The sequence below is a fragment of the Bradyrhizobium sp. BEA-2-5 genome, assembly GCF_032918025.1.
In the GTDB taxonomy this organism is placed as follows: Bacteria; Pseudomonadota; Alphaproteobacteria; order Rhizobiales; family Xanthobacteraceae; genus Bradyrhizobium; species Bradyrhizobium pachyrhizi.
In genome coordinates this window covers 7,698,009-7,724,215 of the sequence record NZ_CP136629.1, presented here as the reverse complement: position 1 = coordinate 7,724,215, position 26,207 = coordinate 7,698,009, and the positions used below count along the sequence as shown (strand labels likewise).

General features: G+C 64.8%; 26 protein-coding genes. 20 read left to right on the top strand and 6 right to left on the bottom strand.

Annotated elements, in window-relative coordinates; translation table 11 throughout:
• The first annotated feature begins 83 nt into the window (after positions 1-83).
• The gene (locus RX327_RS36010; RefSeq protein ID WP_028334711.1) at positions 84-266 is read left to right on the top strand and encodes a hypothetical protein; all 183 of its coding nucleotides are present in this window, start codon (positions 84-86) and stop codon (positions 264-266) included.
• 656 nt (positions 267-922) lie between these two features.
• Entirely contained in the window at positions 923-1,315 is a 393-nt protein-coding gene (locus RX327_RS36005) for a hypothetical protein (protein ID WP_317248719.1), read from the top strand.
• 181 nt (positions 1,316-1,496) lie between these two features.
• Here the strand turns inward: RX327_RS36005 and RX327_RS36000 are convergent, their stop codons facing one another.
• The 3 genes from RX327_RS36000 to RX327_RS35990 form a co-directional block, all read right to left on the bottom strand.
• Complete coding sequence (locus RX327_RS36000) at positions 1,497-1,937, bottom strand: hypothetical protein (protein WP_028334713.1); 441 nt, start codon at positions 1,935-1,937, stop codon at positions 1,497-1,499.
• Positions 1,938-2,103: 166 nt separating this feature from the next.
• Positions 2,104-2,475: a YqjD family protein gene (locus RX327_RS35995; RefSeq protein WP_317248718.1), complete on the bottom strand. Its 372-nt coding sequence runs from the start codon at positions 2,473-2,475 to the stop codon at positions 2,104-2,106.
• A gap of 112 nt (positions 2,476-2,587) precedes the next feature.
• On the bottom strand, positions 2,588-3,700 hold the full coding sequence (locus RX327_RS35990; protein ID WP_028334714.1) for an AI-2E family transporter: 1,113 nt from the start codon (positions 3,698-3,700) through the stop codon (positions 2,588-2,590).
• A 227-nt stretch (positions 3,701-3,927) separates the two neighbouring features.
• Here RX327_RS35990 and RX327_RS35985 point away from each other — a divergent pair, with 227 nt between their 5' ends.
• The 3 genes from RX327_RS35985 to RX327_RS35975 all read left to right on the top strand — a co-directional run bounded on the left by RX327_RS35985 (position 3,928) and on the right by RX327_RS35975 (position 5,771).
• Positions 3,928-4,746, top strand: coding sequence for a L,D-transpeptidase (locus RX327_RS35985; protein ID WP_317248717.1), 819 nt, complete (start codon positions 3,928-3,930; stop codon positions 4,744-4,746).
• A gap of 124 nt (positions 4,747-4,870) precedes the next feature.
• The gene (locus RX327_RS35980) at positions 4,871-5,503 is read left to right on the top strand and encodes a DUF2865 domain-containing protein (RefSeq protein WP_317248716.1); all 633 of its coding nucleotides are present in this window, start codon (positions 4,871-4,873) and stop codon (positions 5,501-5,503) included.
• A 112-nt stretch (positions 5,504-5,615) separates the two neighbouring features.
• On the top strand, positions 5,616-5,771 hold the full coding sequence (locus tag RX327_RS35975) for a Thivi_2564 family membrane protein (RefSeq protein WP_007599832.1): 156 nt from the start codon (positions 5,616-5,618) through the stop codon (positions 5,769-5,771).
• Positions 5,772-6,210: 439 nt separating this feature from the next.
• On the opposite strand, the gene RX327_RS35970 is transcribed toward RX327_RS35975, so the two are convergent.
• The 3 genes from RX327_RS35970 to cysD all read right to left on the bottom strand — a co-directional run bounded on the left by RX327_RS35970 (position 6,211) and on the right by cysD (position 11,278).
• Entirely contained in the window at positions 6,211-8,376 is a 2,166-nt protein-coding gene (locus RX327_RS35970; protein WP_317248715.1) for a malate synthase G, read from the bottom strand.
• 146 nt (positions 8,377-8,522) lie between these two features.
• Positions 8,523-10,442, bottom strand: a complete 1,920-nt coding sequence (cysC, locus tag RX327_RS35965) for an adenylyl-sulfate kinase (RefSeq protein WP_317248714.1) — start codon at positions 10,440-10,442, stop codon at positions 8,523-8,525.
• A 41-nt stretch (positions 10,443-10,483) separates the two neighbouring features.
• Positions 10,484-11,278: a sulfate adenylyltransferase subunit CysD gene (gene cysD, locus RX327_RS35960; RefSeq protein ID WP_317248713.1), complete on the bottom strand. Its 795-nt coding sequence runs from the start codon at positions 11,276-11,278 to the stop codon at positions 10,484-10,486.
• 247 nt (positions 11,279-11,525) lie between these two features.
• Here cysD and cysG point away from each other — a divergent pair, with 247 nt between their 5' ends.
• The 15 genes from cysG to RX327_RS35885 all read left to right on the top strand — a co-directional run bounded on the left by cysG (position 11,526) and on the right by RX327_RS35885 (position 26,131).
• On the top strand, positions 11,526-12,977 hold the full coding sequence (cysG, locus tag RX327_RS35955; protein WP_317248712.1) for a siroheme synthase CysG: 1,452 nt from the start codon (positions 11,526-11,528) through the stop codon (positions 12,975-12,977).
• The gene (locus RX327_RS35950) at positions 12,974-13,291 is read left to right on the top strand and encodes a DUF2849 domain-containing protein (protein ID WP_317248711.1); all 318 of its coding nucleotides are present in this window, start codon (positions 12,974-12,976) and stop codon (positions 13,289-13,291) included. Before cysG ends, RX327_RS35950 begins: the two co-directional genes overlap by 4 nt.
• Before the next feature lie 12 nt (positions 13,292-13,303).
• On the top strand, positions 13,304-14,959 hold the full coding sequence (locus tag RX327_RS35945) for a nitrite/sulfite reductase (protein WP_317248710.1): 1,656 nt from the start codon (positions 13,304-13,306) through the stop codon (positions 14,957-14,959).
• Complete coding sequence (locus RX327_RS35940; RefSeq protein WP_317248709.1) at positions 14,946-15,461, top strand: DUF934 domain-containing protein; 516 nt, start codon at positions 14,946-14,948, stop codon at positions 15,459-15,461. The genes RX327_RS35945 and RX327_RS35940 overlap by 14 nt, the downstream gene beginning before the upstream one ends.
• Positions 15,458-16,186, top strand: a complete 729-nt coding sequence (locus RX327_RS35935; protein ID WP_317248708.1) for a phosphoadenylyl-sulfate reductase — start codon at positions 15,458-15,460, stop codon at positions 16,184-16,186. The genes RX327_RS35940 and RX327_RS35935 overlap by 4 nt, the downstream gene beginning before the upstream one ends.
• Positions 16,187-16,404: 218 nt before the next feature.
• On the top strand, positions 16,405-17,406 hold the full coding sequence (locus tag RX327_RS35930; protein ID WP_317248707.1) for a sulfate ABC transporter substrate-binding protein: 1,002 nt from the start codon (positions 16,405-16,407) through the stop codon (positions 17,404-17,406).
• A gap of 71 nt (positions 17,407-17,477) precedes the next feature.
• Complete coding sequence (cysT, locus tag RX327_RS35925) at positions 17,478-18,263, top strand: sulfate ABC transporter permease subunit CysT (RefSeq protein ID WP_317251403.1); 786 nt, start codon at positions 17,478-17,480, stop codon at positions 18,261-18,263.
• 9 nt (positions 18,264-18,272) lie between these two features.
• Positions 18,273-19,235: a sulfate ABC transporter permease subunit CysW gene (gene cysW / locus RX327_RS35920; RefSeq protein ID WP_317248706.1), complete on the top strand. Its 963-nt coding sequence runs from the start codon at positions 18,273-18,275 to the stop codon at positions 19,233-19,235.
• Positions 19,225-20,274 (top strand): sulfate ABC transporter ATP-binding protein, encoded by a 1,050-nt coding sequence (locus RX327_RS35915; protein ID WP_317248705.1) that lies wholly within the window; start codon positions 19,225-19,227, stop codon positions 20,272-20,274. The genes cysW and RX327_RS35915 overlap by 11 nt, the downstream gene beginning before the upstream one ends.
• A gap of 426 nt (positions 20,275-20,700) precedes the next feature.
• The gene (locus RX327_RS35910; RefSeq protein ID WP_317248704.1) at positions 20,701-21,198 is read left to right on the top strand and encodes a CAP domain-containing protein; all 498 of its coding nucleotides are present in this window, start codon (positions 20,701-20,703) and stop codon (positions 21,196-21,198) included.
• A gap of 163 nt (positions 21,199-21,361) precedes the next feature.
• Positions 21,362-22,531 carry a patatin-like phospholipase family protein gene (locus tag RX327_RS35905; protein WP_317248703.1) on the top strand — a complete coding sequence of 390 codons (1,170 nt, stop codon included), beginning with the start codon at positions 21,362-21,364 and terminating at the stop codon, positions 22,529-22,531.
• A 12-nt stretch (positions 22,532-22,543) separates the two neighbouring features.
• Positions 22,544-23,332: a 3-hydroxybutyrate dehydrogenase gene (locus tag RX327_RS35900; protein ID WP_317248702.1), complete on the top strand. Its 789-nt coding sequence runs from the start codon at positions 22,544-22,546 to the stop codon at positions 23,330-23,332.
• 201 nt (positions 23,333-23,533) lie between these two features.
• Entirely contained in the window at positions 23,534-24,925 is a 1,392-nt protein-coding gene (locus RX327_RS35895; RefSeq protein WP_082190786.1) for an FAD-binding oxidoreductase, read from the top strand.
• A 24-nt stretch (positions 24,926-24,949) separates the two neighbouring features.
• Complete coding sequence (locus RX327_RS35890; RefSeq protein WP_244482580.1) at positions 24,950-25,777, top strand: CynX/NimT family MFS transporter; 828 nt, start codon at positions 24,950-24,952, stop codon at positions 25,775-25,777.
• Positions 25,778-25,822: 45 nt separating this feature from the next.
• Positions 25,823-26,131, top strand: coding sequence for a hypothetical protein (locus RX327_RS35885; protein ID WP_410712121.1), 309 nt, complete (start codon positions 25,823-25,825; stop codon positions 26,129-26,131).
• Positions 26,132-26,207: the final 76 nt, after the last annotated feature.

Sequence of the window (26,207 nt, the reverse complement as noted above, 5' to 3'; positions counted from 1 at the left end):
ATCCGGTTCCTTCCCAAGGTGCAACCATTTCCGGGCTCGTGCGTTGAATCCAGCGTTGATTCAAGAGCTTAGTCGGAGGTCGCATGAATCTTACTCCCCAGCAGCGCAAGGACCGTGATGCGCAGCGTCAGCAAGACGCATCGCAGGCGATGAAGGAGCATCGCGCCAACGAGAAGGCGTTCTACGACAACTTCCAGCGCCTCAAGGCCGAGCGGCAGGCGCGCGAAGCCGCGGAGTCACGGAAGGCGAAATCCGCTTCGAAATAAGCGCTTGGAGTCACACCAACCAATCCGGATGGTCCGGATCTGACCGACCGAGAAGGAGCGGAAGCGAGGGGGCGAGCACGGCGCAAACGAACTCGCCCCGAAGACGAGAAATCTCCAGGCTTATGGAGGACGTCAGATGTACTTTGCCGATCAGAGAACGGTCACCTGCAAATGCGGTGAGCCCTTGAGCGAATTGATGCTCGTCGACGACCAGACAACCGGAATCAAGTTTCACGTCGGTCGTTGCCCGTCATGCCGTGAAGTGACGGTTGTTCGATCCCAGGACATGCCATCGAACGACAATGCCTGACGCGGACGGTCCTCTCGCGAGTGGGAGGACCGGGCCTTTGGTTTCAGGTTTTCGGACCGGTGAGCGACAGGCCGGCTGACGCATCGTTTGCGGCACACCAGAAAAAGAGCAGGGCGCGACCGGCATCACCACGGTCGCGCCCTACGTCGCCGGTCAATGGGGCAGGGGGAATAACCGGCTCTTCCAAAGACTCGCAGACCCCCTGAGTCGTTCCGTACAAGCGAAAATATTTTCGTACACGGTTAAGTGATGGCCGGACGCGAGAACCCCGCGGGTTTCGTTCGCGTTGTGTCCGGGATCGCCAAGGGATCGTCGAGCGAATTTCCATGGGGCGAGGGACATCACCATGTCAAAGATTCAGATGAGAATTTTCGCTACGCTGGCGGCTGGGTTGACGCTTGGCGCCGTCCAGCTGGCATCCGGCCACGATCTCATCGGCCGCCAGCAGGTCACCACCGCACTGGCGCCGGAGAGCGCCGTCAATCGCGCCGCCAAGACCGACCGTGCCGCGATTCCAGTCACCGGCCTGCCGAGCCGGACCGTTGCGCTGAAGGTCGAGCGGCTTCCCGATACGTCGGTGCTGGTCCGCGTCCCCGTGGCCAAGGAAGAGGCGCGCCATCGCCCGGCAGTGCCCGCTCGGGCACGGCCCGGCGACACCCGCAAGGTGGCCTGCGAGCCCGTGGTCAGCGTACTGACCGAAGTGGCCAAGCTGCTGCAGCCCGGCCGCTGCGTGACCTGAGCAGGGCGAAGCGCTATCGCAACAAGCAAACGCTGTCATCGCCCGCGAAGGCGGGCGATCCAGTACGCCGCGGCCCATTCGCTTAATACCGCTGTCTCTGGAATACTGGATCGTCCGGTCAAGCCGGGCGACGACGATGGTTGTCGGTGCTGGTTTCGCGCTAATCTTGCAAACGAGAGGGCTATTCCTCCTCGTCCGCCTCGCTGCTGCTGGCGGCGCTGCGGCTTGCCATCAGGCCAAGCGCGAGGCCGCCGATCGCCAGGATCGGGATCAGCCGCTTCACGCCGATGGCCCGCACGATCTGCAGGCCGGTGGCGACCACCACCGGATCGGCAAACACATTGGCCGCGGCGGCCTTTGCCGCCTTCTCGGCGCGGCGGCGCATCTCGCGCCTGCGCACGATGTAGACGCTGGCGGCGATCAGCGTGACGACAAGGAACAGCGCGGCGCCGGCGAGGCATGCTTCCACCGGCCCGTAGTGCTGCAGTACGTAGACGAAGGCGGCGGCGCACAGGAAGCCGATGGTGATGAACAGCGCGATCGCGGTGGCCGCGGCCAGCGACGTCAGCCGCAGCACGTTGCCGGTGGAATCCTTGACGTCATTGATCAGCCGCTGAAGCATCGACCAGCCCTGCCCTGAATCTTGCCTTGAATCTTGCCTTGAGCCTTGCCCTGAAGAGCGCATCGACAAACGCAGCGGCGGCGCGCCAGCGCCGCCATCGCATCCAGAGGGGCGGTTTCCGCGTGATCGCCACCATGGGGCTCATCCCCCGGAGACCGCAGATTGCCTAGCGGCGCCAGGCGACGCCGATCAGGAAGCCGATGCCGAGCGCCAGTCCGACGGTCGCGAGCGGTCGCTGCGTGATCGCCTCTTCCAGCGTCTCCTCGATCGAGGATGCGGCATCCTGCGCCGCGCCCATCATCGCGCTGCCGCGCTCCGACATGTCGTCGAGTGTATCTTCCGCACTGGCGCGCGCATCCTTGTAGCGGCGGCGGGCCTGCTTGCCCGCGTTGTTGGCAAACGAGTTCAGCGCGTCGGTGATCTGGTCGGTGAGGGCGGCGATATCGCTTTTCACGGCTGCTACATCCTTTTCAAGGCGTTCGTAGGTCGCTTTGTCCGTCATGTTCTTGATCCCAAATGCGCTGTCCGTGCTCGACATCGAAAAGCTCCCGGAGAACTTGCGTGCTGGAACAAAAACGCGCCGCGCGGTGCATGGTTCCAGCCGTGAAACCGGGCTTCAAGCGGTGCCGGCTTCGCTTGAGAACGCCTTGCTAGTCTTCCGGCAGCTGCGGCGAATTGACCGGCATCAAATGCTCCTTGACGATCAGCGCCACGATCAGGAGCGGCGACGACAGGAAGGCGCCCATCGGGCCCCACAGCCAGGTCCAGAACGCCAGCGCCAGGAAAACCGCGAGCGCGTTCAGCGACAGCCTGCGGCCGACGATCGTCGGTGTGACGAAATGTCCTTCCATGAAGGTCACGACGGTAAAGCAGGCCGGTGCGATCAGCCCGGCGCCGATGGTCGGCGAGGCGATGATGCCGACCGCGACCAGCACGACGAACATCGCGATCGGCCCGATGATCGGAACGAAGTTCAGCGTCGCGGCGAGCGCACCGAGCCCGGCCGGATTTGGCATGCCCGTTGCCGCGCAGATCGCGCCGGTGACGATGCCGACGCCGACATTGATCGTGGTCACCATCAGAAGATAATTGCCGAGATGGGTCTCGACCTCGTTGAGGATGCGCAGCGTGCGCAGCCGCGCCGTGCGTTCGCTGAAGGCCATCACCAGTGCGCGCCGCAGATCCTTCCAGCTTGCGATGAACAGGATCAGGGTCGCGATGAACAGCAGGAATTCGGCGAAGGTCGGTGACAGGAATTCCAGCGTCGGCTGCACCCACTCGAATTTCGGCAGCTGGAGCGTGGCCAGCGTATCGGAGCCGCCGACCATGGTCTGCAATTCCTGCCACAGCGCGAGCGGCCGGTCGAACACATGCAGTTTCTCCTTCAGGATCGCGCCGAGTTCGGGCAGCCGCGAGCTCCACTCCATCACCGGCGAGGCAATGAGCCCGACCATGAAGCTGACGGCGGCGCCGACCGCGATCACGATGACGACCGCGCCGAGCGCGCGCGGGATCCGATAGCGTTCGAGCATGCTCGCCGCCGGCGACAGCATGGTGCCGACGATGAAGGCCATGGTGATCGGGAGGAAGAAGGCGCGTGCGAAATAGAGCACCGCGACAATGACGATAACCAGCAGGGCCATCAACGCGAAAGCGACGGCCTCGGCGCGGCTGACAACCGGCGGCAGCTCGATCTTGCTGTCGGGGACTGGCGTGCCTTCGGGCGCTTTGCCAAGCAGGTCTTCACTCGGAAAGGCGCGCACCGAACTCCTCCCGCGTGAGGACGAACAAACCCGTCGCGTGGTCGCCCCGCGCGTCGAATTGCGCGGTGACAACTGGCCGATACGGAGGAAGTTCCATCGCGGGTTCGTGAAACGTGACGGGTTGACAATCGCGGCTTCGCGACGATTCGCGGCGGAACCGACTCGCGGCCATGCGCGTTGGCCCGGCATCGCATCACCACGATGCGCATCCCGTCCAGGGGCAGCACATGACACAGCAGTCTGTTTCCAGCCGCCGGCTTGCGTCGCGCGCCGCGCGCACCCTTGCCTTCGCCAGCGTCCTGTTTGCGACGCCGTTTGTCGTCACCACGTCGGCCAGCGCCCAGGTCCGCTCTTCCGCGCTCGGCTATGCGTCGACGCAGCCGGGCGCATTTCCCGCCGACGAGGTGATGAACGACCCCTCGGCTGGCGTCGCCGAGGACGGCGCGCTGCCGGAGCGGCTGCGCCGGACCACCGTCGCGCTCAACACGACCGAGGCGCCCGGCACCATCATCATCGATACTGGCAACACCGCACTCTATTACGTGCTCGGTGGCGGCCGCGCGATCCGCTACGGCGTCGGCGTGGGTCGCGAGGGCTTCACCTGGTCGGGCGTGCAGAGCGTGAGCCGCAAGGCGGAGTGGCCGGACTGGCATCCGCCGACCGCGATGATCGCGCGCCAGCCCTACCTGCCGCGCTTCGTCGCCGGCGGCCCCGGGAATCCGCTCGGCGCGCGTGCGATGTATCTCGGCTCCAGCGAATACCGCATCCACGGCACCAACGATCCCTCCACCATCGGCAAGTTCGTCTCGTCCGGCTGCATCCGCATGACCAACGAGGACGTCATCGACCTGTTCAACCGGGTCAATGTCGGCGCCAAGGTCGTGGTGCTGCCGAAGAATGCGCCGCTCCTCGCCGCGCGCGAGATCGGCCCGACCACGACGCAGATCTCGGTCCGGCCGGCCGCGGCGCGGCCGCGCCCTGCGGCGACGACGCTGCCTTCCGGGCGTCAGGCGATGAACATCCCGACGGCTTCCTCGTTGTACTAGAGCGTTCTCGAGCGAAGTGGATATCAGTTCGCGTGAAGAAAACGCGTCAGAACAAGAATCTAGGGCCTCGTTCCGATTCAATCGGAACGGGGCTCTAGGGATCGGCATGGTACCGAGGTCGGTGATGGTGAAACGGCACGTAAGGCGCTGCGCGTTCGGCACGGCGGCATTGCTCGGCCTGTCCCTTGCGCCTGCAGCGCAGGCCCAGGACTTCTTCTCGCAACTGTTCGGCGGCTTCATGCATGGCCGCCCGCCGGTGATCCGGATGCCGTTCGACGACGGCCCGGCGCCGATGGCGCCGCGGGTCGAGCGCCGTCCTCGCTATGACGTCGGCCAGGCCTATTGCGTGCGGACCTGCGACGGCCGCTATTTCCCGCTCGCTGCGACCGGCAACCAGAGCAAGGCGGAAAGCTGCAACAGCTTCTGTCCGGCGAGCGCGACCGAAGTGGTCTATGGCGGCAACATCGACAACGCCGCGACGGAAGACGGCAAACCGTATTCCGACCTGCCGAACGCGTTCCGCTATCGTAACGAGATCGTCGCGGGGTGCACCTGCAACGGCAAGGATACTGTCGGCCTCGCCGCGGTGAAAATCGAGGACGATCCGACCTTGCGCAAGGGCGACATCGTTGCCGGCAAGAACGGGCTGATGTCGGTGAGCCGTCCGGACCGGCGCGGCGCGCAGCTCAACTTCACGCCGGCGCCGGATCGCATCCGCGCCAAGTATGGCCGGCCGGCGGTGGTGGCGCGCGAGTAGCGTCGATCACACGTCGGCGGCCGCTTTCGGTTCCTGGCGCGGAACCGGCCTGCCTCCTGCACGTTAGCAAAGGGCGAACAGCAGATTCACCGATGCCATCAGGGGGCCCCGCATGCTGGTTGGCGTACTCGTTACCTTTCTCGTCGTCATTCTCGTGCTCTATCTCATCAACATGCTGCCGATGGACGGCCGCGCCAAGCAGATCGCGCGCGTGGTGGTCATCATCATCGGCATCGTGTCGCTGCTGAAATATCTGGCGGTATTCTAGATCTGTCATTGCGAGGAGCCAACGGTCCGCGCGAAGCGCGGCCCGATGACAGGCCACGCGACGAAGCAATCCACCTGTCCGCATACGGGAGGGGTGGATTGCTTCGCTGACGCTCGCAATGATGTGGATGCTGTAGCGGACTGCCAACAAAAAAGCTCCGGCTCATCGTCGGGGCTCTTGCTTGTCGCAGCGATCGCGGATCAGCCCCGTGGCCTTCGCGATTTCTGGATAATGGAAATATGGACCTGATTTGCCCGACGAGTCAAGTTGCCGTATCCGCCGGCTACTTTGCATGGGGTTGTTTTCGATATTTTTGGCAGTGCGCCCTTACGACGGCAGGCGATCGCGTCCGGCTCTTCCCGGCGTCACTCGCGGCGCCGACAAAAAAAGCCCCGGCTTATCGCCGGGGCTTTTGCATGTTGTTGCGATCGCTTGCAGATCAGCCGGCGGCCTTGGCCTCGCGGCGGCGGGCGGTGAGGATGTATTCGGTGTAGCCGTTCGGCTGCTCGCGGCCCTTGAAGATGAGGTCGCAGGCCGCCTTGAAGGCGACGCCGTCGAAGGCGGGCGCCATCGGCTTGTAGACGGGATCGCCCGCGTTCTGCTTGTCGACGACGACCGCCATGCGCTTGAGCGATTCCATCACCTGCGCTTCGGTGATCACACCCTGGTGTAGCCAGTTGGCGAGATGCTGGCTGGAGATGCGCAAGGTGGCGCGGTCTTCCATCAGGCCGACATCATGGATGTCGGGCACCTTGGAGCAGCCGACGCCCTGGTCGATCCAGCGCACGACGTAGCCGAGGATGCCCTGGCAATTGTTGTCGATCTCCTGCTTGACGTCATCCGGCGCCCAGTTCGACTTCGACACCGGGATGGTGAGGATGTCCGAGAGCTTCGCGCGCGGTCCGCCCTTGGCGAGCTCCTGCTGGCGCGCGGTGACGTTGACCTGGTGGTAGTGCAGCGCGTGCAGCGTCGCGGCCGTCGGGGAGGGCACCCAGGCGGTGGTGGCGCCGGCCTGCGGATGGCCAAGCTTCTGCGCCAGCATGTCCGCCATCTTGTCGGGCGCAGCCCACATGCCCTTGCCGATCTGCGCATGGCCGGGCAGGCCACAGGTCAGGCCCATATCGACGTTCCAGTCCTCATAGGCCTTGATCCAGGCCTGCGCCTTCATCTCGTTCTTGCGGATCATCGGACCCGCTTCCATCGAGGTGTGGATCTCGTCGCCGGTGCGGTCGAGGAAGCCGGTGTTGATGAACATGATGCGCTTGGAGGCGCGCTGGATGCAGGCCTTGAGGTTGACGGTGGTGCGCCGCTCCTCGTCCATGATGCCGACCTTGAGCGTATTCTCGGGCAGGCCCAGCATCTTCTCGACGCGGTCGAAGATCTCGCAGGTCAGCGACACCTCGTCCGGGCCGTGCATCTTCGGCTTGACGATATAGGCCGAGCCGGTCCGGCTGTTCTTGACCTTGGAGTTGCCCTTGAGGTCGTGGATGGCGAGCAAGCCGGAGACGGCGGCATCGAGCAGGCCTTCCGGAATCTCCTCGCCCTTCTCGTCCAGCACCGCGTCGGTGAACATGTGGTGACCGCAATTGCGCATCAGGAGCAGGCTACGGCCGTGCAGCGTCACCTCGCCCTTGCCGTCCGGCGTCTTGTAGCTGCGGTCGGCGTTGAGCGAGCGCGTCAGCGTCTTGCCGCCCTTCTCGAAATCGGCCGAGAGCGTGCCGTTCATCAGGCCGAGCGTGTTGCGGTAGACCAGCACCTTGTCCTCGGCATCGACCGCGGCAACCGAATCCTCCATGTCGAGAATGGTGGAGACGGCGGCCTCCATGATCATGTCGGCGACGCCGGCTGGATCGTCCTTGCCGATCGCGCTGCTGCGGTCGATCTTGACCTCGACATGCAGGCCGTTGTTGACGAGCAGCATCGCGGAAGGCTGGGCGGCATCGCCCTGGAAGCCGGCGAACTGTGCCGCGTTCTTCAGCGCGGTGGCATTGCCGCTCTTCAGCTTCACCGCAAGCTGGCCCGTGACGACGCTGTAGGCGGTGACGTCGGTGTGGCTGCCGGTCGCGAGCGGCACGGCGGCGTCGAGGAAGGCCTTGGCCTTGGCGATCACCTTGTCGCCGCGCGCCTTGTTGTAGCCCTTGCCGCTCTCGGCAGCGTCGTGCGGAATCGCGTCGGTGCCGTAGAACGCGTCATAGAGCGAGCCCCAGCGCGCGTTCGCCGCGTTCAGCGCGTAGCGCGCATTGGTGAGGGGGACGACAAGCTGCGGACCGCAGATCTTGCCGATCTCCTCGTCGACATCAGCGGTCTCGACCTTCTGCGTCGCCGGTTCGGGGATCAGATAGCCGATCTCCTTCAGGAAGGCGGTATAGGCATCGAGGTCGAACGCCTTGCCCTTGTTGGCGCGGTGCCAGTCGTCGATCTTGGCCTGCAGCGTGTCGCGGAATGCGAGCAGCTCGCGGTTCTTCGGCCCCAGTTCCTTGATGATGGCGGCAAGCCCGGCCCAGAACGCATCCGGCGCGATCCCCGTTTTCGGGGCCGCTTCGTTGGCGATGAAGTCAAACAGGACGGGGGCGATCTTCAATCCGTGGGCGTCGACGCGTTTCATGATGGGCTTTCTTAAAGAAATGGGGCGTTTAGGGGCTGTTTTCGAGAGAAATCAGCAAAAAACGCGCCAAAGGGCCGCGTTCACGGCCCTTTTAGCCCTAAAGTCCCGGTTCTGAGAAGGCCCCCCAGAGGAGGGGGCTGCGCCGCCTAGATATTCGCCGCGAGGTCGGTCAGTTCGTCGAACAGGATGCCGGTCGTGGCCAGCATCCGCTCGATCTCGTCGGTGGCATCGCTGACCGAGCGGTTCGAGGTGTCGATGGTCAGCTCGTTGCCGGTCGGCGGCTGGTAGTCATTGCCGATGCCGGTAAAGCCCTGCAGCGCGCCGGAGCGGGCCTTGGCGTAATGGCCCTTCGGATCGCGGGTCTCGCAGACCTCGGCCGGCGTCGCGACATGGATCTCGCGGAACGCGGTGTCGGCGATGCGGCGCGCGGTGGCACGGTCCTCGCGCGCGGGCGAGACCGCGGCGACGATCGCGATATGGCCGTTGCGAGCGAGATGCGTCGCGACCTCGGCGAGGCGGCGGATGTTCTCGCTGCGATCGGGGGCGGAGAAGCCGAGATCGCTGTTGAGCCCGGCGCGCAGCGTGTCGCCGTCGAGCAGGACCGGCGAGCCGCCATTGGTGAACAGCCGCCGCTCCAGCGCTCTGGCCAGCGTCGACTTGCCGGACGCCGGCAGGCCGGTGAGCCAGACCACGGCACCGTTGTGGCGATAGCGCGCGGAGCGCTCGTCAGGGCGCAGTGCCGATTCCACCGGCACGATATCGACCGGCACGGCGCGCTGGCCGGCATCGACGGACAGCACCAGGCCGCCGCCGGCGATGCGTCCCGCGACCTCGATCACGAGACGGCCGGTGCGCGGGTTCTCGGTGTAGGGATCGGTGGCAATCGGATTCGAAAGCGAAATGTCGATCTCGCCGACATGGTTGCGGGCGATCGCCTTGTTCTCGGTGCTCGAGAGCTCGCCGGGATCGACCGCCTTCTCGATGGCGACGACGGTGGCGCGGCTCTCCTTGGTGCCGAGCCGGATCAGAATCTGCTCGCCCTTGGTCAGCGGCTTGTCATGCAGCCAGAAGATCCGCGCGCGGATGCGGCGGGTGTCGCGCGGGCTCTGCCCGGAATGTCCGATGATGTCGCCGCGCTCGATGAACAGTTCGCGGTCGAGCGTGATGCCGACCGAGCGGCCCGCACCCTGCCGTCCCGCCAGCGGCGTCACCGGCCAGCTCTCGACGGTCTTGATCCTGGCGATCTTGCCGGCCGGCATGATCACGATCTCGTCGCCGGCGATCAGGCTGCCGGATTCGATGCGGCCGGCGACAATGCGCCGGTCGTCGAACTTGTAGATCGCCTGCACCGGCAGCCGCAGCGCCAGCGTTTCCAGCGGCCGCGCCGGCTCGAGCCTATCGAGCGCCTCGACCACGGTCGGTCCCTTGTACCAGCCGATCCGGCCCGTGCGCTCCGCGACACCGTCGCCGTCCCGCGCGGAAATCGGGATCACCGCCGTCGGCGTCACGCCGAGGCCGCTGAGATGCGCCGAGATCTCGTCGCTGATGTCCTTGAAGCGCGCGGCGGCGAAGTCGACGCGGTCCATCTTGTTGACGACGACAGCGACCTGCTTCACGCCGAGCAGATGCAGGAGATAGCCGTGCCGCCTCGTCTGGTCGCGCACGCCTTCGAGCGCATCGATGATCAGCACCGCGCCGTCGGCCTGCGAGGCGCCGGTGATCATGTTGCGCAGGAACTCGGCGTGGCCGGGCGCGTCGATCAGGACGATGTCGCGCGAATTGGTGCGGAAGCGGATCTGCGTGGTGTCGATGGTGATGCCCTGGTCGCGCTCGGTCTGCAACGCGTCGAGCAGGAACGACCATTCGAACGGCATGCCGCGCCGCGCGCTGACGGCCTTCAGCATTTCGAGCTTGCCCTCGGGCAGGCTGCCGGTCTCGTGCAGGAGGCGGCCGACCAGCGTCGACTTGCCGTGGTCGACATGGCCGACGATGACGATGCGCACCTGGGGACGCGTGGTGCCGTTGGGCGTTGCCGAGATCGAGGCGGTGGGAAGGATCATGTTCATCGGAACGCTCGCACGAAGCTTGGTGTTGCTTGAAGTGTTGATCAGAGATAGCCGGCGACGCGCAGGCGCTCGAAAGCATCCTCGGTTTCGTGGTCGAGCGCGCGTCCGGCGCGCTCCGGCACCTTGGTGCCGTCGAGTTCGGTGAGGATCTCGTCGATGTTGGACGCGGTGGAGGCGACCGGGAAGGTGATGTCGGCATCGCCCAGCGAGCGATAACGCTTGCCGTTCCTGGCGAGATACAGCGGGATGATCGGGATGTTCTCGCGCTTGGTGTAGGCCCAGATGTCGGCCTCGGTCCAATGCAGGATCGGATGGATGCGTAAGTGAGCCCCTTGCGGCGGCGACGCGTTGAAATGATCCCAGAATTCTGGCGGCTGGTCGCGCACGTCCCAATTGCCCTCCAGGCCGCGCGGCGAGAACACGCGCTCCTTGGCGCGCGTCGCCTCCTCGTCGCGGCGGATGCCGGCGATCAGGCCGTCGAAGCCGTATTTGGCGAGCGCCATCTTGAGGCCTTCGGTCTTGCGCGCGGCGGAGCGCGCGGCCGGCGGCAGCGTCGGATCGACGGCATCGATCGGCGGGCAGGGCTCGACGCGCAAATCGAGATCCCACTCCTTGCCGTAATGGTCGCGGAAGCGATACATCTCCGGAAACTTCTTGCCGGTATCGACGTGAAATGCCGGGAACGGGACGCGGCCGAAGAAGGCCTTCCGCGCCAGCCAGATCATGACGTTGGAATCCTTGCCGAGCGACCACAGCAGGGCGATCTTCTTCAGCCGGGCGAAGGCCTCGCGGAAGATGTAGATGCTCTGCGCCTCGAGCTGGTCGAGATGGTCCATGGACGGAGGCGCCTGATTGGCGGGAATCCCCGGCACGGAAGATGCATTGCTAAGCGTTGCGGACCGCGTCCTGGCGGCGACGGATTCGTTGTCGAGAAGATGCATCTCTTGGCCTTGGCCTGTGGAGTTGAAAATTCTAAAGTTGCGCTGCAATAGAGAAGAAATAATTTTCTCTTTGCTGACCTTGATCGAGAGATAAATAGAAAATAATTTCAGTCAACCCCCAAGTTGGGGAAGCGAGTGTCTGATGCGATATCTGCCGGTGTTTCTGGATCTGCAAAGCGGCAAGGTGCTGCTCGTTGGAGCGGGCGACCTTGTGCGCGCCAAGTTGCGGCTGCTTGCAGCCGCCGGCGCCGCGGTGCGCTGGTACGCGACCGACGGCGATCACGACATTGCCGGTCTCGCCGCGGAGGACGCCGCGCGGATCGAGCGCGCCGAAGGCCATCCGCTCGCCGCCGATCTTTCCGATGTCATCGCCGTCCTCTGTGCCGGCGCAGGCGAGATCGGCGTTGCGATGTCCGTCCGGGCGAAGGCGCTCGGCCTGCCCGTCAACGTCATGGACGATCTCGAACACTCCAGCTTCATCTTCCCGGCGATCGTCGATCGCGGCGATGTCGTGGTCGCGGTCGGCACCGGCGGCACCTCGCCGGTGGTGGCGCGGCGCGTGCGCGAGAAGATCGAGGCGCTGCTGCCGGCGCGCATCGGCGAGCTTGCCGAGTTCATCGGCGGATTCCGCAAATCCATCAACGAGCGCATCGCCGAATTTCCACTGCGCCGCCGCTTCTGGGAGCGCGTCATCGACGGTCCGATCGGCGCGCTGGTGCTGGCCGGCCGCAGGGACGAGGCCGAGCAGGCGCTGAACGCGATCACCGATCCCGCCGCATTCGCCGGCGCGAGCCCGGAAGGCAAAGCCATCGGTCACGTGACGCTGGTCGGCGCCGGTCCCGGCGATCCGGATCTGCTCACGGTGAAGGCGTTGCGTGCGCTGCAGGATGCGGACATCGTCTTCCACGACGAGCTGGTCTCGTCCGAGATTCTCGATCGGATCCGCCGCGACACCACGCGCGTTGCGGTCGGCCGCCGCGTCGGCAAGCCCGGCATCGGCCAGGACGCCATCAACAAGCGCATGATCGAAGCCGCGCAAGCCGGCCAGCGTGTGGTACGGCTGAAGGGTGGCGATCCCTTTATCTTTGGCCGCGGCGGCGAGGAAATCGAGGCGCTGCGCGACGCCGGCGTCGCTTACTCCATCATTCCGGGCGTCTCCGCCGGTCTGGGCGCGGCCGCGCAATTCGAAGTGCCGCTGACCTTCAGGCACGAGGCGCTACGCATCACCTTCCTGACCGCGCACAAGGCGCGCGATGCCGAGAACGTGGATTGGTCGACGCTGACCGACACCAGGATGACCGTCGTGGTCTACATGGGCATGACCGCGGCGCCCTCGATCCGCGAAGGCATGCTTGCCGCCGGCCGCTCGCCGGAAACGCCGGTCGGCGTGTTCGCCCGTGTCACGCGGCCCGATGCGCAGGGCGCGATCGGCACGCTGCGCGACCTGCCCGAGCTCGTCAAACAGGTCGATGGCGGTCCCGCCATTCTCATCATCGGCGACGTGGTCGCGCATTCCGCGCCGTGGAGCCGGTCCAACGTCACCCAACTCTTCTCCAACCAGATGTTCTCCGAACTGCTGAAAGCTGCCGAATGACCTCCCCGCTCGAACAGAAAAAGATCAAGATCGCCGGCCCCTCGGTCGTGACCGCCAACCGCACCTGGGATGGTGCGGTGGTGTACCGAACCGCCAAGCAAGGCTGGTCCACGGAACTGTCCGATTCCGCTGTCGTCAGCACCTCCGACGATGCGCGCGCGCTTTTGGCCGAAGCCACCGCCGACGATGTCGGCGCGGTCGGCCCCTACATCGCGCCGGTCGAGCTCAAGGACGGCGGCAAGCTCAAGCCGGGCAATCTTCGCGAACACATCCGCGCCAAGGGCGTCACGATCGATCTTCAGGTGCCGGCGTAAGGCTCATCCATCATGTATGCTTACGACGAAATCGACCGCACGCTCGTCAACGAGCGCGTCTCGGAGTTCCGCGACCAGGTGAAGCGGCGCCTCTCCGGCGAGCTCACCGAGGACGAGTTCAAGATCCTGCGGCTTCAGAACGGCGTCTATCTGCAACTGCACGCCTACATGTTCCGCGTCGCGATCCCCTACGGCACGCTGGCGACCAACCAGCTGCGGGCGCTCGCCCATGTCGCGCGCAAATACGACCGCGGCTACGGTCATTTCACCACTCGGCAGAACATCCAGTTCAACTGGATCAAGCTCGCCGAGCTCCCGGACGCGCTCGAAGACCTTGCCAAGGTCGGCATCCATGCGATGCAGACCTCCGGCAACAACATGCGCAACGTCACCTCCGACCAGTGGGCCGGCGTCGCGCCCGGCGAGATCGAGGACCCGCGCATCTGGTCGGAGCTGATCCGCCAGCACACCACGCTGCATCCGGAATTCTCGTTCCTGCCGCGCAAGTTCAAGATCGCGATCACCGCGTCGGACCATGACCGCGCCGCGATCAAGATCCACGACATCGGCCTGCGGCTGATCAAGAACGAGAAGGGCGAGACCGGCTTCGAGGTGCTGGTCGGCGGCGGTCTCGGCCGCACGCCGTTCATCGCCAAGACCATCAAGCATTTCGTCCACGGCCGCGACATCCTCAGCTACATCGAGGCCATCTTACGCGTCTACAACCAGTACGGTCGCCGCGACAACATCTACAAGGCGCGCATCAAGATCCTGGTGCACGAGCTCGGCATCGAGAAGTTCTCCCGCGAGGTCGAGGAGGAATGGAAGGCGATGGGCGATGTCGGGCTGACGCTCGATCACGCCGCCATCGAGGACATCCGCTCGCGCTTCACCTATCCCGCCTACGAGAAGCTGCCGCACATGCCGGACGAGCTGCGCCAGGCCGCGGCCGATCCGGATTTCGAGGCGTGGCGCAAGAACTCGGTGGCCCCGCACAAGGTGCAGGGCTATTCCATCGTCACGATCTCGCTGAAGCCGACCGGCGGGCCTCCGGGCGATGCCACGGCCGAGCAGATGGACGCGCTGGCCGATCTCGCCGACAAATATTCCTTCGGCGAGATCCGCGTCGGCCATGAGCAGAACCTGGCGCTGCCGCACGTCGCCAAGCGCGACCTGCCGGCGCTGTGGAAGGCGCTCGACAAGCTCGGGCTCGCGACGCCCAACGTCAACCTGATCACCGACATCATCGCCTGCCCGGGGCTCGACTATTGCTCGCTGGCGAATGCGCGCTCGATCCCGATCGCGCAGGAGCTGACGCGGCGCTTCGCCAATCACGAGCTCGCCAATCTGATCGGCCGGCTCCACATCAACATCTCCGGCTGCATCAATGCCTGCGGCCATCACCATGTCGGCCATATCGGCATTCTCGGCGTCGAGAAGAACGGCGAGGAAGTCTACCAGATCACCATCGGCGGCCGCGCCGACGAGAACGCGCAGTTGGGCACGCTGATCGGCCCGGCCGTTCCCTATGCGGAAGTCGCCGACGTGATCGAAGACATTGTCGAAGCCTATCTCGCGCTGCGCGACCGTCCCGAAGAATTGTTCGTCGATACGGTGAAGCGTCTGGGCGTCGAGCCTATCAGGGAGCGGGTCTATGCCACTCGTTAAGCAGGGAAGAATCACCACCGATCTGTTCGTGCATGTCGCCGACGGCGCCGAGCTGCCGGGCGACGGCGCGGTGCTGGTGAGCGCCGAGCGCTTTCTCGCCGATCCGGAGGCGCTGCTGCGCCGTCCCGGCAAGGTCGGCGTGATCTGGCCGAACAATCGCGACATCGCCGAACTCGTGCCGCATCTCGGCAGGATCGCGGCCGTCGCGCTGGTGTTCCCGACCTTCCGCGACGGGCGCGCCTACAGCCAGGCACGGCTGCTGCGAGAACGCTACAATTACCGCGGCGAGTTGCGCGCCACCGGCCAGGTGCTGCGCGACCAGTTCGTGTTTATGCTGCGCGCCGGCTTCGACGCCTTCGAGGTCAAGAAGCAGGCGGACGCGGAGGCCTTCATGCAGACGGCCAGGCGCTATTCGGTGTTCTACCAGCCGACCGGCGATGGCCGCATCACGGCGCTGCACCGGCGCATGCAGCTGCGCCATTCGGAGAGCGCCGGCCAGTGAGCACGCTTGCACCAGAGCTCGCAGTGGGGCCGGCCGCACTGCCCGCGGCCGATGCGCTCGATCGCGCGCTGCGCACGGCCTCGCCCGCCGAGGTGATCGCGGCCGCGGTCAGGACGCTCGGCCGCGAGAAAGTGGCGCTGGTGTCGTCGTTCGGCACCGAGTCCGCCGCGCTGCTGAAGGTCATGGCGGACGTCGATCCCGCGATTCCGGTGATCTTTCTCGACACCGGCTGGCTGTTCGAGGAGACGCTGGCTTATCGCGACACTTTGATAGCCGCGCTCGGCCTCACCGACGTGCGCTCGATCAAGCCCGATGAGGAAGCGCTGTCGCGCCAGGATCCCGACCGCGATCTCTGGTTCTCCGATCCCGACGCCTGCTGCCGCATTCGAAAAGTCGAGCCGCTGGCCCGGGCGCTGAAGCCGTTCTCGGCCTGGCTCAACGGCCGCAAGCGCTTCCAGGGCAGTGCGCGCGCCGACATTCCCGTCGTCGAGGACGACGGCGCGCGGCTGAAGTTCAATCCCTTCGCCAACGTCTCGCGCGAGGAGATCGAGGCGATCTTCACTCTCGGCAAGCTGCCGCCGCATCCACTTGTCGCATCGGGATATCAGTCGGTCGGGTGTATGCCTTGCAGCAGCCGGTCCGCTGCCGGCGAGGATGCGCGCGACGGCCGCTGGCGCGGCCGGGCCAAGACGGAATGCGGCATCCATACGATGAAGATGTCGTAGAACCTGATCCTAGCGACAAACGCGAAGCGTTTGCGCGGGGCGCCAGATCGCGATGACGGTTCATTGCGATTTGGCGACGCGACAAAGCCTTCGCAGTGCGGCGAATTCGTAGCACAAGCGCGCTGCGCCGCCGAAAACAAAGAAAACCGGTTTCGTTGACTTAAGACCACTTCACCGTGAGTTATGTCTTGCGTGTTCCCTGACATTTCTCAGGTTGAATGGAGAGCGAAATGATCCGTCGTATCCTGCCGCTGGTCGCGGGATTGTTGTGGGCGAGCTCGGCCTTTGCGGCCGACTATTCACTGTTGAACGTGTCGTACGATCCGACGCGTGAGCTCTATGGCGAGTTCAACAAGGCGTTCGCGAATGCCTATCAGAAGGAGACCGGCAAGAGCATCGAGATCAAGCAGTCGCATGGCGGCAGCGGTTCGCAGGCGCGCGCGGTGATCGACGGATTGCAGGCCGACGTGGTGACGCTCGCGCTCGCCTATGACATCGATGCCATCGCTGCCAAGGGCCTGGTGGCGGCGGATTGGCAAAAGCGCCTGCCGCAGAATTCGTCTCCCTATACCTCGACCATCGTGTTCCTGGTGCGCAAGGGCAATCCCAAGAGCATCAGGGACTGGGACGATCTGATCAAGCCGGGCGTCGCCGTGATCACGCCGAACCCGAAGACATCGGGCGGGGCACGCTGGAATTATCTTGCGGCCTGGGGCTTTGCGCAGAAGAAGTTCGGATCGGCCGACAAGGCGAAGAAGTTCGTCGCCGACCTCTATCAGAACGTGCCGGTGCTCGACACCGGCGCGCGCGGCTCGACCGTGACTTTCGTCGAGCGCGGCGTCGGCGACGTGCTGCTTGCGTGGGAGAACGAAGCCTTTCTGGCGCTCCGCGAATTTGGCGCGGACAAGTTCGAGGTCGTGGCGCCGCCACAATCGATCCTCGCCGAGCCGCCGGTCGCGATCGTGGACAAGGTTGCCGACCGAAAGGGCAATCGCAACGTCGCCGATGCCTATCTGCAATATTGGTACACCAAGGAGGGGCAGGAGATCGCCGCGCGCAACTTCTACCGTCCGCGCGATGCCGAAATCGCCAAGAAGTATGAAAACGCCTTCGCCAAGGTCGAGCTGTTCACGATCGACGACGTTTTCGGCGGCTGGACCAAGGCACAGAGGGAACATTTTGCCGACGGCGGCGTCTTTGATCAGATCTACAAGAACTGATCGGATTATCAGGGGGATATGTGAGCACAGCGGTTGCACGGCGCAGTACCCTGCCGGGCTTCGGTCTCACCATGGGACTGACGCTGACCTGGCTGTCCGTGATCATCCTGATTCCGCTCGCCGGCCTGTTCCTGAAATCGCTCGAGCTCAGCCCCGAGCAGTTCTGGAACATCCTTTCCAGCCGCCGCACCCTGAACGCGCTGAAGATTTCGTTTGGGCTTTCGTTTGCGGCGGCCTGCGTCAATCTCGTCATGGGCAGCATCATCGTCTGGGCGCTGGTGCGCTACCGTTTCCCGGGCCGGCGGCTGTTCGACGCTATCGTCGACGTGCCCTTTGCGCTGCCGACCGCGGTGGCCGGCGTTGCGCTGACCCAGCTGTTCGCGCAGAAGGGGTGGCTGGGCGCGCCACTTGCCGCGCTCGGCATCAAGGTGGCGTTCACGCCGGTCGGCATCTTCGTCGCCATGATCTTCATCGGTATTCCCTTCGTGGTTCGCACGGTGCAGCCGGTGCTCCAGGATCTCGACCCCGAGATCGAGGAGGCCGCGGGGAGCCTTGGCGCCAGCCGCTGGCAGACGGTGTTTCGCGTCATCCTGCCGAGCCTGATCCCGGCGCTGCTCACCGGCCTCGCGCTCGCCTTTGCCCGGGCCGTCGGCGAATACGGCTCGGTGATCTTCATCGCCGGCAATCTGCCCAACGTCTCGGAGATCGCGCCGCTCCTGATCGTGATCCGGCTCTCAGAGTTCCGATATGCCGATGCGACCGCGATCGCGGTGGTCATGCTGGTCGTGTCGTTCATGATCATCTTCCTGATCAACCGGCTGCAACGCTGGGCGCAAGCCCGCATCCCCGTGCATTGAGGTCTTGCGATGTCGATGCAGACGGGATTGGTGACCTCGACCACGCAACTGCGGACCTACGCACCCGCGACCGATGTCAGCGTCGCGGCCCCGGCGCCGCGGCTCGAGATCGGTCGCGCGGAGCCGGGGACGGCGCAGCGCAATTTGCGCACTGAGCCCGGCCCGATCCGCTTCATCATCATCGCGCTCGCGATCGCCTTCCTCAGCATCTTCGTCGTGCTGCCGCTGGTCGTGGTGTTTGCGTCGGCCTTTTCGAAGGGGATCGGCGCCTATCTCGCGGCGCTGGCGGAGCCTGAGGCGCTCGCCGCCATCAAACTGACGCTCTTGATCGCCGCGATCTCGGTCACACTCAACCTCGTGTTCGGCCTCGTCGCCGCCTGGGCCATCGCCAAGTTCGATTTTCCGGGCAAGACGTTCCTGATCACGCTGATCGACCTGCCGTTCTCGGTCAGTCCGGTGATCTCGGGTCTCGTCTTCGTGCTGCTGTTCGGCGCACAGGGCTATTTCGGCAGCTGGCTGCGCGACCACGACATCCAGATCCTGTTCGCGGTGCCCGGCATTGCGCTCGCCACCACCTTCGTCACCTTTCCCTTCGTGGCCCGTGCGCTGATCCCTCTGATGCAGGAGCAGGGCACGCAGGAGGAGGAGGCTGCGATCTCGCTGGGCGCCTCGGGTCTCCAGGCCTTCTTCCGCGTCACGCTGCCCAACATCAAATGGGGGGTGCTCTACGGCGTCCTGCTCTGCAACGCCCGCGCCATGGGCGAGTTCGGCGCTGTTTCGGTCGTCTCTGGCCACATTCGCGGCGAGACCAACACCATGCCGCTCCTTGTCGAGATTCTCTACAACGAGTACCAGTTCGTCGCCGCCTTCGCGATCGCCTCGCTGCTGGCGATGCTGGCGCTGATCACGCTGATCGTGAAGACCGTTCTCGAGCGGCGGCTCGACGAGGCAGAGGTGCCCGATGGCGATTGAAGTCAAGAATATCGTAAAGACGTTCGGCAGCTTTGCCGCGCTCGACAACGTCGATCTCAAGGTCGACAGCGGCGAGCTGGTGGCGCTGCTCGGTCCGTCCGGCTCGGGCAAGACCACGCTGCTGCGGATCGTCGCCGGGCTCGACTGGCCCGATTCCGGCGAGGTCCCGATCGACGGCGAGAATGCGCTCTCTCGCGGCGCCAGAGAGCGTCACGTCGGCTTCGTGTTCCAGCACTACGCGCTGTTCCGCCACATGACGGTGTTCGAGAACGTCGCCTTCGGCCTGCGCGTGCAGCCGCGCGCGGTCCGCAAGGACGAGGCTGCGATCCGCGCCCGGGTCAAGGAGCTGCTCGATCTCGTACAGCTCGACTGGCTCGCCGATCGCTACCCGAGCCAGCTTTCCGGTGGCCAGCGCCAGCGCATCGCGCTCGCCCGCGCGCTCGCGATCGAGCCGCGCATCCTGCTGCTCGACGAGCCGTTCGGCGCGCTCGATGCCAAGGTGAGGAAAGAGCTGCGGAAATGGCTGCGCTCGCTGCATCATGAGATCCACGTCACCTCGATCTTCGTCACCCATGACCAGGAGGAGGCGCTGGAAGTCGCCAACCGCGTCGTGGTGATGGACAAGGGCAGGATCGAGCAGATCGGCTCGCCCGATGAGGTCTATGCAAGTCCCGCGACCGCCTTCGTCCACGGTTTCATCGGTGAATCGATCGAGCTGCCGGTTGATGTGGCCGGCGATGCGGTGCGGCTGGACGGCCGTCCGCTGAACATTCCGGCTTTGGGCGCGGCGTCCGGCGCGGCCAAGCTGTTCGTCCGCCGCCACGACATGGCGGTCGGCCCGGCCGGAACCGGCGCCCTGGAAGGCGCCATCCGGCATGTCCGTTCGTTCGGTCCGATCCAGCGTGCCGAGGTGGCCCTGTCGGGGAGCGAGGGCAAGACCGTGATCGAGATCGACGCCCCCCGCGACCGCGAGCTCCAGGTCGGCGAAATCGTCTCGCTGCAGCCCCGCCGCTACCGGATCTTTGCCGCCCAGGAGTAGGGTCCACGCAAACCTCCCCTTGAAAAGGGAAGGTCCGCTTGGCTCGCCAGAGCAAAGCGGGTGGGGATCTGGTCTCTCCACTTGCAGCGCAGCCTGTGGCCGGACCCCCATCCCGACCTTCCCCCTTTCAGGGGGAAGGGAACGCTCCGTTGCCCGGATGCAGCGCAGCGAAATCCGGGACTTCGCTCCGCGGATAGGCTGCCCCGGATTGCGCTCCGCTGCATCGGGGCTACCAGGCCAACAAGCTCACCTTCCGTTCCGGGGCGGTCCGCAGGACCGAACCCGGAATCTCGAGATTCCGGGTTCGCTGCTGCGCATCGCCCCGGAATGACGGCGTTTTGTGTGGTCAAAAGTTAGCCCCTGTTCACCATTCAGCCACGGTTGGTATGCAACAACGGCGGGCCAATCTTTGGGGGTTTTCTTACAGTGAAACGGACGACGGTCGCCCTGATCGGGCTTCTGCTGCTTGCCGGCTGCGGCACGGACACCAAAATCCCGGAAGAACCGACCATGTATCTCAACATGGCCCAACCCGGCGCTGTCCTGGATAGCCAGGCGGCCGCGATCATGTTTTCGCAGTATCGCCAGAACAATGGCCTTGGCACCGTCGTGGTGGATCCGGACCTGACCAAGCTCGCCGAGCAACAATCGCAGGCGATGGCCGCCCGCAACAAGATGGACCACGACGTGAAGGCGCCGCTCGGCAAGCGGCTGCAGGCCGGCGGTTATCCCGCGACCGTGGCGGTCGAGAACATCTCGGCCGGCTATCATACGCTGGCGGAAGCGTTTTCTGGCTGGCGCGACTCGCCGCCTCACCGCGCCAACATGCTCAAGGGCGGTGTCACAAAATTAGGCATCGCGGCGAGCTATGCTCCCGGCACCAAATACAAGGTGTTCTGGACGCTCATTTTGGCGGCAACCTGATTTCGATAAATTCCGCGTGATCCAGAGCATGATCCGGAAAAGTGTGAGCGGTTTTCCGACAAGATCATGCTCAAACAATAGAGCCCTTCATCTCGTTGATTGACGCCGCGGTAAACAGCCGCCACGGTGCGCCCCAAGTCATTTCCTGACCCAACGGTTACGAATGGATACTTCGGATTCCGCGCCGGCCTTGACGCCGGCGCAAGCGCAGCGCGTGCTGGTTCTTCAGGGCGGCGGCGCGCTCGGCTCCTATCAGGCCGGCGCCTTTCAGGCGCTCTGTCACGCAGGCTTCGAGCCGGAATGGGTGGCCGGCATCTCCATCGGCGCGGTCAACGCGGCCATCATCGCCGGCAATGAGGGCCAGACGCGCGTCAAGCGGCTCAAGGAGTTCTGGGAGATGGTCTCGGCGCCGGTGCCGTGGAATCCGGTCTCCAATCATGACCGCGCCCGCTCGCTGTTCAACGAGACCTCTGCCGCCATCATTGCGACCTTCGGCGTGCCCGGCTTCTTCACGCCGCGCATTCCGCCGGCGCCGCTCTGGCCGCCAGGCAGCCCGCAGGCCGAAAGCTATTACGACACCTCGCCGCTGAAGAAGACGCTGGAGCGTCTCGTCGATTTCGACCGCATCAACGATCTGAAGACGCGGCTGTCGGTCGGCGCGGTCGGCGTCACCTCGGGCAACTTCAAATATTTCGACAATTACGAGTTCAAGAAGCTCGGCAAGACCATCGGCCCCGAGCACATCATGGCCTCCGGCGCGCTGCCGCCGGGCTTTCCTTCCGTGAACATCGACGGCGAACATTACTGGGACGGCGGCATCGCCTCCAATACCCCGCTCGACTACGTGCTCGATGAGGAGATTAACCGCGATCTGCTGATCTTCCAGGTCGATCTGTTCAGCGCCCGCGGGCCGTTGCCGGAGACCTTGCTGGAAGCGGCCGAGCGCGAGAAGGACATCCGCTATTCCAGCCGCACGCGGATGAACACCGACAAGAACAGCCAGATCCACAACGCCCGCATGGCGGTGCGCGACCTGATCGGCAAGCTGCCCGATTACCTGAAGAACGATCCGTCGGTCGAGCTGCTGCGCAAGGCGTCCAAGGAGAACACCGTCACGGTGGTTCACCTGATCTACAAGAGCAAGAACTACGAGAGCTCCTCGAAGGACTACGACTTCTCCCATGTTGCGATGGTCGAGCACTGGGGCGCGGGCGTCCGCGACGTGCATTTGTCGATGCGTCACAAAGAATGGCTAGAACGGCCGCAGTCCGGGGAGACCATGGTGACTTACGACCTCACGGGGGATGAACCCACGCCCCCCGCAAGCAAATAGGAGCGACCGATAATGGGTACGTTGACAGGCAAGACCGCCGTTGTAACCGGCTCGACCAGCGGCATCGGATTGGCTTATGCGCGCGCCTTCGCCGGTGCCGGCGCCAATATCGTTCTCAACGGCATGGGCGTTCCGGCCGATATCGAGAAGGAGCGTTCGGGCATCGAGTCCGACTTCAAGGTCAAGGCGATCTACTCGCCGGCCGACATGACCAAGCCCGCCGAGATCGCCGGCATGATCGCGCTCGGCGAGAAGACGTTCGGCTCGGTCGACATCCTCGTCAACAATGCCGGCATCCAGTTCGTTGCGCCGATCGAGGAGTTTCCGCCGGAGAAGTGGGACCAGATCATCGCGATCAATCTGTCGTCCGCGTTTCACGGCATCCGTGCCGCCGTCCCCGGCATGAAGAAGAAGGGGTGGGGCCGCATCATCAACACGGCGTCGGCGCATTCGCTGGTGGCCTCGCCCTTCAAGTCGGCCTACGTCTCGGCCAAGCACGGCATCGCCGGTCTCACCAAGACCGTGGCGCTGGAGGTTGCGACCCACAAGATCACCTGCAACTGCATCAGCCCCGGCTACGTCTGGACGCCGCTGGTCGAGAAGCAGATCCCCGACACGATGAAGGCGCGCAACCTGACGCGCGAGCAGGTCATCAACGACGTGCTGCTGGATGCGCAGCCGACCAAGGAGTTCGTCACCTCCGAGCAGGTCGCCGCGCTGGCCCTGTTCCTGTGCAGCGACGATGCAGCCCAGATCACCGGCACCAATCTTTCGATCGACGGCGGCTGGACGGCGGAGTAATTTTCCGGCGGGATTTGGCGGCCTAAGGAACAAGCCGGCCCTGATTGGATCAGGGCCGGCTTTCGTTTGAGGCGGCAAGCGTCGCCATCGCCCGGAGCCATCCCTTTTGGTGAAATTTTGCAGCTTTTTCCGATCGGATTCAGGACAATTTGGCGCGCCGTGGGATGATGGCATGGGCATTCCTGACGAGGAGCAAATCGGATGGAGCAGCGGCAGCCATATGACGAGGTGATGGGCAAATCGCATTCCGAACTTCGGCCCAGCTCGCAGCTACGGCTCAAGGGCGAGGTGGTCCTCGCCGGGAGCGCCGGTTACGACGAGGCGCGCAAAGTCTGGAACGGCGCCGTCGACAGGCGGCCGGCCATGATCGCCTACTGCGCGGATACCCAGGACGTGGTCGAGGCGGTGACGTTCGCGAGGTCCCGCACGTTCCCGGTGGCCGTTCGCAGCGGAGGCCACAATGTCGCCGGCCTCTCGGTCTGTGACGGCGGCATGGTCATCGACCTGTCGCGGATGAAACGCATCGATGTCGATCCGGTCAGCCGCACCGCGCGCGCGGAGGCCGGCCTCGATCTCGGCGAATTCGATCGTGCCACGCAGGCGCACGGCCTGGCGACCACCATGGGGGTCAACAGCGACACCGGCATCGCCGGGCTCACGCTTGGCGGCGGCTTCGGCAAGCTCGGGCGAAAATACGGGTTGACCTGCGACAACCTGATTGCCGCCGAAGTGGTGACAGCCGAGGGACAGGTTTTAAGGGCCAGCGCGACCGAACACCCCGACCTGCTCTGGGGCTTGAAAGGAGGCGGCGGCAATTTCGGCATCGTGACTGCGTTCGAATACCAGTTGCATCCGATCGGCACGTCGTTGCCCGTGGCGTCGACGCTTTATCCTTACGATCAGGCGCGCGAGGCCATGCAGTTCTACGATGAATTCGCCCGCAACGCTGCCGATGAGGTCAACGTCGACGCGGCCCTTGTGACGCTGCCGTCGGGCGAGCGGTTCTTCAACATCTCCGGTTGTTACGTCGGCTCGCATCATGACGGTGAGCGCGCCCTTTCGCCGATCGTCAAGTTCGGCTCGCCCGTTGAGACGCGCCTCGCAACCGTTCCCTATCTCGAGATTCAGTCGGGTGGTGATGCCCTGTTTCCGCGGGGACGCCGCTATTACTGGAAGGCGCAGTTCTTGCGCGAGATCGGTGCCGGCGCGATCGACGCGCTGCTCGACGCCTATGCGAGAGCCCCCAACACCGCGTCCTTGCTGGTTCTCCAGCATGTCGGCGGCGCAATTGCGCGGGTTCCGGTATCGAGCTCGCCTTACGCAAACCGCGATGCGGCGTTCGACTGCTTTCCGGTTGCGATCTGGGACGATCCGGCCGGTGACGAGGCGAACATGCATTGGGCACGCGAGCTGTGGAGTGCCGTCAGGCCCTATTCGACCGGCGGCGTCTATGCCAACAACCTGGGGGATGAGGGCGAAGACCGGGTGCGCGACGCCTATGGTGAAAATTACGGACGCCTCGTCGCGCTCAAGAACAAATACGATCCGACGAATTTCTTCCGCCTGAACCAGAACATCAAGCCGACGACATAGTTCTGGGCATCGGAGAAAATCCAAATGCGAAGCCGCTGGACCATTCTTGCTGCTCTGTTCGTCGCTCGTGCCACCATCGCCTTTCAGTTTCAGAGCGTCGCGGCCATCGCACCGCAACTCAGCCAGGGTCTGGGCGCGAGCCTGGCCGATATCGGCGTTCTGATCGGGCTCTACTTTGCGCCGGGCGCCCTGCTTGCCTTGCCTGGCGGCGCGATCGGCCGCCGCTATGGCGACAAGGCGGTGGTCCTTGCCGGTCTCCTGATGATGCTGGCAGGCGAACTGCTGATGACCACGTCAACGTCGTGGAGCGTGCAGATCGCGGGCCGACTGACTGCCGGCATCGGCGGCGTCCTCCTGAACGTTCTGATGACCAAGATGGTCGCGGACTGGTTTGCCGGCCGGGAAATCGCCACCGCGATGGCTATTTTCATCAACTCGTGGCCGGCCGGCATCGCAGTCGCTCTCATGCTGTTGCCGGCAATCGGAGCCACGCTCGGACTCCATGCCGTCAATCTTGCCGTCACCGGGGTGATCCTGATCGGTCTCGGCCTCATCGCTCTGGTTTATCGCGCGCCGGACGCGGCCGTCGCGGTTGAAGGCGAGCGCAGCAGCCTGACCGCCGACACGATCTGCGCTGTGATTGCCGCCGGACTGATCTGGTGTCTCTACAACATCGGCTTTGCGATGATCTTCAGTTTCGGTCCGTCGATGCTGGTCGAGCAGGGCTGGTCCGGGGCCGCAGCCGGATCAACCATCAGTATCGTGCTCTGGCTCGCCGCCCTTTCGGTGCCGTTGGGCGGCTTTCTCGCCGATCGGACCAAGCGCGACGAGGTCATCCTGGTCGCGGGCTGAATCGCCTTCGCGCTCCTGACATTGCTCCTGTCGCGCAGCGGCACGGTGCTTCCCGTCGTCATTGCTCTTGGAATCCTCTGCGGCCTGCCTGCCGGTCCGATCATGAGCCTGCCTGCGCGCGTGCTCGAGCAGAAGACGCGGCCGATCGGAATGGGAATATTCTACACCGTCTTTTACGCCGGCATGCTGGCTGGACCTGCGATCGGAGGAAAGCTCTCCACCGCGGTCGGCTCCGCGGGCGCGGCGCTCGACTTCGGCGCCGCCGTGCTCCTGGCTTGCCCGGCCGTTCTGTGGTTCTTCCGCCGCATGGTTGCCGGCCAGCATTGCGAGCGGGCGGACATCAGGCGCGCCTGACGGGCGCAAGGCTGAACGCGGTCAGGCAGGTTCCTCGGTCCGGCGACAGTCATGCATCGCACTATGCCCCGTCCGG

Excerpts from the sequence above, each read along its gene's own strand:
- RX327_RS35890 (WP_244482580.1), top strand. The coding sequence starts at position 24,950 with ATGCGAAGCCGCTGGACCATTCTTGCTGCTCTGTTCGTCGCTCGTGCC.
- cysW (WP_317248706.1), top strand. The coding sequence starts at position 18,273 with ATGTCGATGCAGACGGGATTGGTGACCTCGACCACGCAACTGCGGACC.
- RX327_RS35950 (WP_317248711.1), top strand. The coding sequence starts at position 12,974 with ATGACCTCCCCGCTCGAACAGAAAAAGATCAAGATCGCCGGCCCCTCG.
- RX327_RS35900 (WP_317248702.1), top strand. The coding sequence starts at position 22,544 with ATGGGTACGTTGACAGGCAAGACCGCCGTTGTAACCGGCTCGACCAGC.
- cysT (WP_317251403.1), top strand. The coding sequence starts at position 17,478 with ATGGGACTGACGCTGACCTGGCTGTCCGTGATCATCCTGATTCCGCTC.
- cysD (WP_317248713.1), bottom strand. The coding sequence starts at position 11,278 with ATGGACCATCTCGACCAGCTCGAGGCGCAGAGCATCTACATCTTCCGC.
- cysC (WP_317248714.1), bottom strand. The coding sequence starts at position 10,442 with ATGAACATGATCCTTCCCACCGCCTCGATCTCGGCAACGCCCAACGGC.
- RX327_RS35940 (WP_317248709.1), top strand. The coding sequence starts at position 14,946 with ATGCCACTCGTTAAGCAGGGAAGAATCACCACCGATCTGTTCGTGCAT.
- RX327_RS35895 (WP_082190786.1), top strand. The coding sequence starts at position 23,534 with ATGGAGCAGCGGCAGCCATATGACGAGGTGATGGGCAAATCGCATTCC.
- RX327_RS35945 (WP_317248710.1), top strand. The coding sequence starts at position 13,304 with ATGTATGCTTACGACGAAATCGACCGCACGCTCGTCAACGAGCGCGTC.
- RX327_RS36010 (WP_028334711.1), top strand. The coding sequence starts at position 84 with ATGAATCTTACTCCCCAGCAGCGCAAGGACCGTGATGCGCAGCGTCAG.
- RX327_RS35915 (WP_317248705.1), top strand. The coding sequence starts at position 19,225 with ATGGCGATTGAAGTCAAGAATATCGTAAAGACGTTCGGCAGCTTTGCC.
- RX327_RS35980 (WP_317248716.1), top strand. The coding sequence starts at position 4,871 with ATGGTGAAACGGCACGTAAGGCGCTGCGCGTTCGGCACGGCGGCATTG.
- RX327_RS35975 (WP_007599832.1), top strand. The coding sequence starts at position 5,616 with ATGCTGGTTGGCGTACTCGTTACCTTTCTCGTCGTCATTCTCGTGCTC.
- RX327_RS35970 (WP_317248715.1), bottom strand. The coding sequence starts at position 8,376 with ATGAAACGCGTCGACGCCCACGGATTGAAGATCGCCCCCGTCCTGTTT.
- cysG (WP_317248712.1), top strand. The coding sequence starts at position 11,526 with ATGCGATATCTGCCGGTGTTTCTGGATCTGCAAAGCGGCAAGGTGCTG.
- RX327_RS35930 (WP_317248707.1), top strand. The coding sequence starts at position 16,405 with ATGGAGAGCGAAATGATCCGTCGTATCCTGCCGCTGGTCGCGGGATTG.
- RX327_RS35985 (WP_317248717.1), top strand. The coding sequence starts at position 3,928 with ATGACACAGCAGTCTGTTTCCAGCCGCCGGCTTGCGTCGCGCGCCGCG.
- RX327_RS35905 (WP_317248703.1), top strand. The coding sequence starts at position 21,362 with ATGGATACTTCGGATTCCGCGCCGGCCTTGACGCCGGCGCAAGCGCAG.
- RX327_RS35995 (WP_317248718.1), bottom strand. The coding sequence starts at position 2,475 with ATGTCGAGCACGGACAGCGCATTTGGGATCAAGAACATGACGGACAAA.
- RX327_RS36005 (WP_317248719.1), top strand. The coding sequence starts at position 923 with ATGTCAAAGATTCAGATGAGAATTTTCGCTACGCTGGCGGCTGGGTTG.
- RX327_RS36000 (WP_028334713.1), bottom strand. The coding sequence starts at position 1,937 with ATGCTTCAGCGGCTGATCAATGACGTCAAGGATTCCACCGGCAACGTG.